Below are 7,464 nucleotides of genomic sequence, written 5' to 3' on the forward strand. Positions count from 1 at the left end.
TTCCCAGATGCTCAAGTGGAATGTGCAGGTGCCAGCCGGAAAACCGGTGACTGTCAAACTTGCCCGGGAGCTTGCGGGTGTTGCGCAGGTTGCCGCCGGTGTATATGTCCAGGCATTTGACAATGGTGAGCCTGTCGGTCCACGTGTATTGGCAGATGGCAACCTGGTTTCGGTATTGAATGGGTTCAACGAATTTAATTTTACATACACGCCGACGGATTTTTCAGGACAGCCTGTTTCTTATGACGCCATAAAAGTGGCCTTGCTCCCATTGTTGAATACCTTCCAGAGTGTAAGGGTTTATGGTGCGTATTACAATGAGACAAGCAATACTGCGGCAGTCTGTGATCCAAACCTGTTTGATATAATGACCGGTTTCTCCCATTTGATTGGGGGAGTGGATGTAGCATCTTCATTGACGGGTGTATTTAATCCTGAACTCGCGGTTGATGGTGATTTTGATACCTATGCCAGCATTATCAATGCTGTTGGGGTCAATGTTTATTCCAGACTTGAAATTGCGTACAACTACCCGGCATTTGTCGGGGATAGCCTGAATATCAAAATAGGAATACCAACAGGCCTGTTGGATCTTTCCCTATTGGAAGGTTTTAGGATCCAGAGGTTTTTGGGAAATGAAGCCATAGGTGCTCCTATCGCATTTGATTCTTCTTTACTGTCATTGACAATATTGGGTGGCGGAAGCGAGGCGACATTGTCACTTGTGACCGATGTGCCTTTCGACAGGATCCAGATACTCTATGGTGGATTGGCAAGTGTGCTGGAAGAGTTGAGGGTGTTTGAAATAGAATTGGCCACCAATAGTTCTGTCCCAGGTGAGTTTTATGATGAAGATGATGAAATCTGGAAATTGGAAATCTGTGAAGGTGATTTGGTGGATATCAGCGATTCGGATTGTGAGGAAGTCAAATTCTATACTACTGCTGATGGAAATGAAGAAATTACCCCTGCAGAAATAGCATTGGTAGAGGGCCCTACAGAGATCACGGTGTATGTGCAATCAGTCAGGTATGGCTGTGAGGTAGACTCGAAAAGGAGGGAACTTCTCATCACCATAGATGCGACCGGCCCTCCGGTAGCCGATGGAAGCCAGGAGTTCTGTGCGGTGGATGCGCCAACCTTGGCATCCATCGAGATTGTGGGCGAAAACATCCAATGGTATGATGCCGCTACAGACGGCAACTTGTTGGATATCACAACCCTTTTGGTTGATGGGGAGACTTATTATGCCAGCCAGACGATAGAGGATGGATGTGAAAGCATGGAAAGGACTGCAGTGACGGCAACGATAAATGATATTTTACCACCAACCACCGATATGGCTGTCCAGGAATTCTGTGTATCCGACAGCCCAACCATTGCACAGCTGCAGGCAACAGGCAATGGGATAGTATGGTATGATGCCATTGCAAACGGGAATGTGGTTCCGGCCAATACACCATTGGTTGATGGCATGACCTATTATGCAAGCCAGCTTGACGATGTTTCTGGATGTGAAAGTTCGGAAAGGTTGGCAGTGGCAGTGGTGTTGGAAAACTGTGAATCATTTTTGGATATCACTAAGACTGCCTCCAGCCCTACGGTTCTGGCGGGAAATAATATTACCTATTCGATTACTGTATCAAATTCGGGCTTGATGTATGCAGAAGATTTTGTTGTGACGGACGAAATCCCGGTAGGTACCGGTTTTGTTTCAGCGAGCAATGGAGCTGTGTTTGAAAATGGTGTGGTGACTTGGGAATTGGATAATCTTGAAGTTGGTGGACAGATCGTCCTTGAATTGGTTCTTAGCACTTCAGCTGATTTGGCTGCAGGCACGGTAATTACAAATACTGCAATCGCGTCAAGCTCCAACAACGAGGGCGGACCGAAAGAATCCGACCCAGAGGATGTGACGGTTGAAACCGAAGCGGCATTGAACATCACCAAGACGGCATCCAGCGCAACGGTCTTGGCAGGCGAAAACATCAGCTACACCATCACGGTGGGCAATGCAGGCCCGAGCGATGCCTTGGATGTGACGGTATCTGATATGCTTCCTGCGGGAACGGGTTTTGTGTCTGCAAGCAACGGCGGAACGGAGACAGGTGGAACAGTCACCTGGAACTTGGGAACCATGGCGGCAGGTGCAAGCGTGGAATTGACCTTGGTATTGTCGACAGAATCGTCCCTGGTAGCGGGAACAACAATCAGCAACATAGCGGTGGTGGATTCTCCAACCGACGGAGATGGCCCTAAAGAGTCTGATCCAGAGGATGTGGATGTAGAAACATCAGCCGACCTTGATATAACAAAAACAGCTGCAAGTTCAACGGTACTTGCAGGCGAAAACATCACCTACAACATCACTGTAAACAATGCAGGACCGAGCAATGCACTTGATGTGACTGTGTCGGATGTATTGCCGGCTGGAACAGGCTTTGTGTCAGCAAGCAACGGCGGAACGGAAACAGGAGGCACAGTGAACTGGAGCCTTGGAACGATCGCAGCCGGAGAGAGTATAGAATTGACCCTGGTAGTGTCAACAGCAGCTTCCCTTGAAGCGGGCACTACGATCAGCAATATAGCGGTTGTGGATTCACCAACGGACGAAGACGGACCGAAAGAATCCGACCCCGAAGAGGTGACGGTTGAAACGGAAGCGGCATTGAACATCACCAAGACAGCTGCAAGTTCAACGGTACTTGCAGGCGAAAACATCACCTACAACATCACTGTAAACAATGCAGGCCCGAGCAATGCACTTGATGTGACTGTGTCGGATGTATTGCCGGCTGGAACAGGCTTTGTGTCAGCCGACAACGGCGGAATGGAGACGGGAGGCACAGTGAACTGGAGCCTTGGAACGATCGCATCGGGAGAGAGCATAGAATTGACCCTTGTAGTGTCAACAGCAGCTTCCCTTGAAGCGGGCACTACGATCAGCAACATAGCGGTTGTGGATTCACCAACGGACGAAGACGGACCGAAAGAATCCGATCCAGAAGATGTGACGGTTGAAACCGAAGCGGCATTGAACATCACCAAGACGGCATCCAGCGCGACTGTATTGGCAGGCGAAAACATCAGCTACACCATCACGGTGGGCAATGCAGGGCCAAGCGATGCACTTGATGTGACGGTATCGGATGTATTGCCTGCGGGAACGGGCTTTGTGTCTGCAAGCAACGGCGGAATGGAGACGGGAGGCACAGTGAACTGGAGCCTTGGAACGATCGCAGCCGGAGAGAGCATAGAATTGACCCTTGTAGTGTCAACAGCAGCTTCCCTTGAAGCGGGCACTACGATCAGCAACATAGCGGTTGTGGATTCACCAACGGACGAAGACGGGCCGAAAGAATCCGACCCAGAAGATGTGACGGTGGAAACCGAAGCGGCATTGAACATCACCAAGACGGCATCCAGCACGACTGTATTGGCAGGCGAAAACATCACCTACACCATCACTGTAAACAATGCAGGGCCAAGCGATGCACTTGATGTGACGGTATCGGATGTATTGCCTGCGGGAACAGGCTTTGTGTCTGCAAGCAACGGCGGGACGGAAACAGGAGGCACAGTGAACTGGAGCCTTGGAACGATCGCAGCCGGAGAAAGCATGGAATTGACCTTGGTAGTGTCAACAGCAGCTTCCCTTGAAGCGGGCACTACGATCAGCAACATAGCGGTGGTGGATTCTCCAACCGAGGGAGATGGCCCTAAAGAGTCTGATCCAGAGGATGTGGATGTAGAAACATCAGCCGACCTTGATATAACAAAAACAGCCGCAAGTTCAACTGTAGTGGCGGGTGAGAACATCAGCTACAACATCACAGTAAGCAATGCCGGTCCAAGTGATGCACAGGATGTAACGATAACCGATGTATTGCCATCAGGAACAGGCTTTGTATCAGCAACCAACGGTGGAACAGAAACAGGTGGAACAGTCACCTGGAACTTGGGAACGATCGCATCGGGAGAGAGCATGGAATTGACCCTGGTAGTGTCAACAGCAGCTTCCCTTGAAGCGGGCACTACGATCAGCAACATAGCGGTTGTGGATTCACCAACGGACGAAGACGGACCGAAAGAATCCGACCCAGAGGATGTGGATGTAGAAACCGAAGCAGCATTGGACATCACCAAGACGGCAGCGAGCACAACAGTCTTGGCAGGCGAGAATATCAGCTACACCATCACGGTGGGCAATGCAGGCCCGAGCGATGCCTTGGATGTGACGGTATTTGATATGCTTCCTGCGGGAACGGGCTTTGTGTCTGCAAGCAACGGCGGAATGGAGACGGGGGGTACAGTGAACTGGAGCCTTGGAACGATCGCAGCCGGAGAAAGCATGGAATTGACCTTGGTAGTGTCAACAGCAGCTTCCCTTGAAGCGGGCACGACGATCAGCAACATTGCAGTGGTGGATTCACCAACGGACGAAGACGGACCGAAAGAATCCGACCCAGAAGACGTGACGGTTGAAACCGAAGCAGCATTGAACATCACCAAGACGGCAGCGAGCGCAACAGTCTTGGCAGGCGAGAATATCAGCTACACCATCACGGTGGGCAATGCAGGTCCGAGCGATGCCTTGGATGTGACGGTATCTGATATGCTTCCTGCGGGAACGGGCTTTGTGTCTGCAAGCAACGGCGGAATGGAGACGGGGGGTACAGTGAGCTGGAGCCTTGGAACGATCGCAGCCGGAGAAAGCATGGAATTGACCTTGGTAGTGTCAACAGCAGCTTCCCTTGAAGCGGGCACGACGATCAGCAATATAGCGGTGGCAGATTCACCAACGGACGAAGACGGACCGGTTGAGTCTGACCCCGAAGACGTGACGGTTGAAACCGAAGCGGCATTGAACATCACCAAGACGGCATCCAGCGCAACAGTACTTGCAGGGGATAATATCAGCTACACCATCACGGTGGGCAATGCAGGCCCGAGCGATGCCTTGGATGTGACGGTATCTGATATGCTTCCAGCGGGGACAGGTTTTGTGTCTGCAAGCAACGGCGGAACGGAGACAGGTGGAACAGTCACCTGGAACTTGGGAACCATGGCGGCAGGTGCAAGCGTGGAATTGACCTTGGTATTGTCGACAGAATCGTCCCTGGTAGCGGGAACAACAATCAGCAACATAGCGGTGGTGGATTCTCCAACCGACGGAGATGGCCCTAAAGAGTCTGATCCAGAGGATGTGGATGTAGAAACATCAGCCGACCTTGATATAACAAAAACAGCTGCAAGTTCAACGGTACTTGCAGGCGAAAACATCACCTACAACATTACTGTAAACAATGCAGGCCCGAGCAATGCACTTGATGTGACTGTGTCGGATGTATTGCCGGCTGGAACAGGCTTTGTGTCTGCAAGCAACGGCGGAATGGAGACGGGAGGCACAGTGAACTGGAGCCTTGGAACGATCGTAGCGGGAGAGAGCGTGGAATTGACCCTGGTAGTGTCAACAGCAGCTTCCCTTGAAGCAGGCACTACGATCAGCAACATCGCTGTTGTGGATTCTCCAACCGATAGTGACGGCCCTAAAGAGTCCGATCCAGAGGATGTAGATGTAGAAACATCAGCCGACCTTGATATAACAAAAACAGCCGCAAGTTCAACAGTACTTGCAGGGGATAATATCAGCTACACCATCACGGTAAGCAATGCCGGCCCAAGCGATGCCCTGGATGTAACGGTAACCGACGTGTTGCCTGCGGGAACAGGCTTTGTGTCTGCAACCAACGGTGGAACAGAGACAGGTGGAACAGTCACCTGGAACTTGGGAACCATGGCGGCAGGAGCAAGTGTGGAATTGACCTTGGTATTGTCGACAGAATCGTCCCTGGTAGCTGGAACCACAATCAGCAACATAGCGGTTGTGGATTCACCAACGGACGAAGACGGACCGAAAGAATCCGACCCCGAAGAGGTGACGGTTGAAACCGAAGCCGCATTGAACATCACCAAGACGGCATCCAGCGCGACTGTATTGGCAGGTGAGAACATCAGCTACACCATCACGGTGGGCAATGCAGGGCCGAGCGATGCCTTGGATGTGACTGTATCTGATATGCTTCCTGCGGGAACAGGCTTTGTGTCTGCAAGCAACGGCGGAATAGAGACGGCAGGCACAGTGAACTGGAGCCTTGGAACGATCGCAGCGGGAGAAAGCATGGAATTGACCCTGGTAGTGTCAACAGCAGCTTCCCTTGAAGCGGGCACAACAATCAGCAACATAGCGGTGGTGGATTCTCCAACCGACGAAGACGGACCGAAAGAATCCGACCCAGAAGATGTGACGGTGGAAACCGAAGCAGCATTGAACATCACCAAGACGGCAACGAGCGCTACTGTAGTAGCAGGCGAAAACATCAGCTACACCATCACGGTAAGCAATGCCGGTCCAAGTGATGCACAAGATGTAACGGTAACCGATGTGTTGCCAGCAGGAACAGGCTTTGTGTCTGCAACCAACGGCGGAACGGAAGCGGGGGGTACGGTGACCTGGAACCTTGGTACATTGGCAGCGGGAGAAAGCGTGACGGTGGACCTTGTGCTATCCACTTCTCCATCCCTTGCTGTAGGCACAAGCATCAGCAACATAGCGGTTGTGGATTCACCAACGGACGAAGACGGGCCGAAAGAATCCGACCCAGAGGATGTGGATGTAGAAACCGAAGCGGCATTGAACATCACCAAGACTGCAACGAGTGCAACTGTAGTGGCGGGTGAGAACATCAGCTACACCATCACGGTAAGCAATGCCGGCCCAAGTGATGCACAGGATGTAACGATAACCGATGTGTTGCCTGCGGGAACAGGCTTTGTGTCAGCCGACAACGGTGGAACAGAGACAGGTGGAACAGTCACCTGGAACTTGGGAACCATGGCGGCAGGTGCAAGCATGGAATTGACCTTGGTATTGTCGACAGAATCGTCCCTGGTAGCAGGGACAACAATCAGCAACATAGCGGTGGTGGATTCGCCAACCGACGAGGATGGCCCTAAAGAGTCCGACCCAGAGGATGTGGATGTAGAGACATCAGCCGACCTTGATATCGTGAAGACTGCAACAAGTGCAACGGTAGTTGCAGGTGAGAACATCAGCTACAACATCAGAGTAAGCAATGCCGGCCCAAGTGATGCACAGGATGTAACGATAACCGATGTATTGCCAGCAGGGACAGGCTTTGTGTCAGCAACCAACGGTGGAACAGAAACAGGAGGAACAGTCACCTGGAACTTGGGAACCTTGGCAGCAGGAGAGGGCATAACGGTAAGTTTGGTACTTTCAACCCCGTCATCCCTAGAATCCGGTACCTCGATCAGCAACATTGCAGTGGTAGATTCGCCAACCGACGAGGATGGCCCTAAAGAGTCCGATCCAGAGGATGTGGATGTAGAGACATCAGCCGACCTTGATATCGTGAAGACTGCAACAAGTGCAACTGTAGT

The 7,464-nt window shown here is 51.6% G+C and carries 1 protein-coding gene; it reads left to right on the forward strand.

Features of this window, described 5'->3' with window-relative positions; translation table 11 throughout:
• Positions 1–7,464, forward strand: a 7,464-nt coding sequence (locus tag ACFSKL_RS04120) for an Ig-like domain-containing protein (protein WP_376883738.1), incomplete at both ends; no start/stop codon positions are given.

Source organism: Belliella marina (assembly GCF_042682445.1).
Lineage (GTDB): Bacteria > Bacteroidota > Bacteroidia > Cytophagales > Cyclobacteriaceae > Belliella > Belliella marina.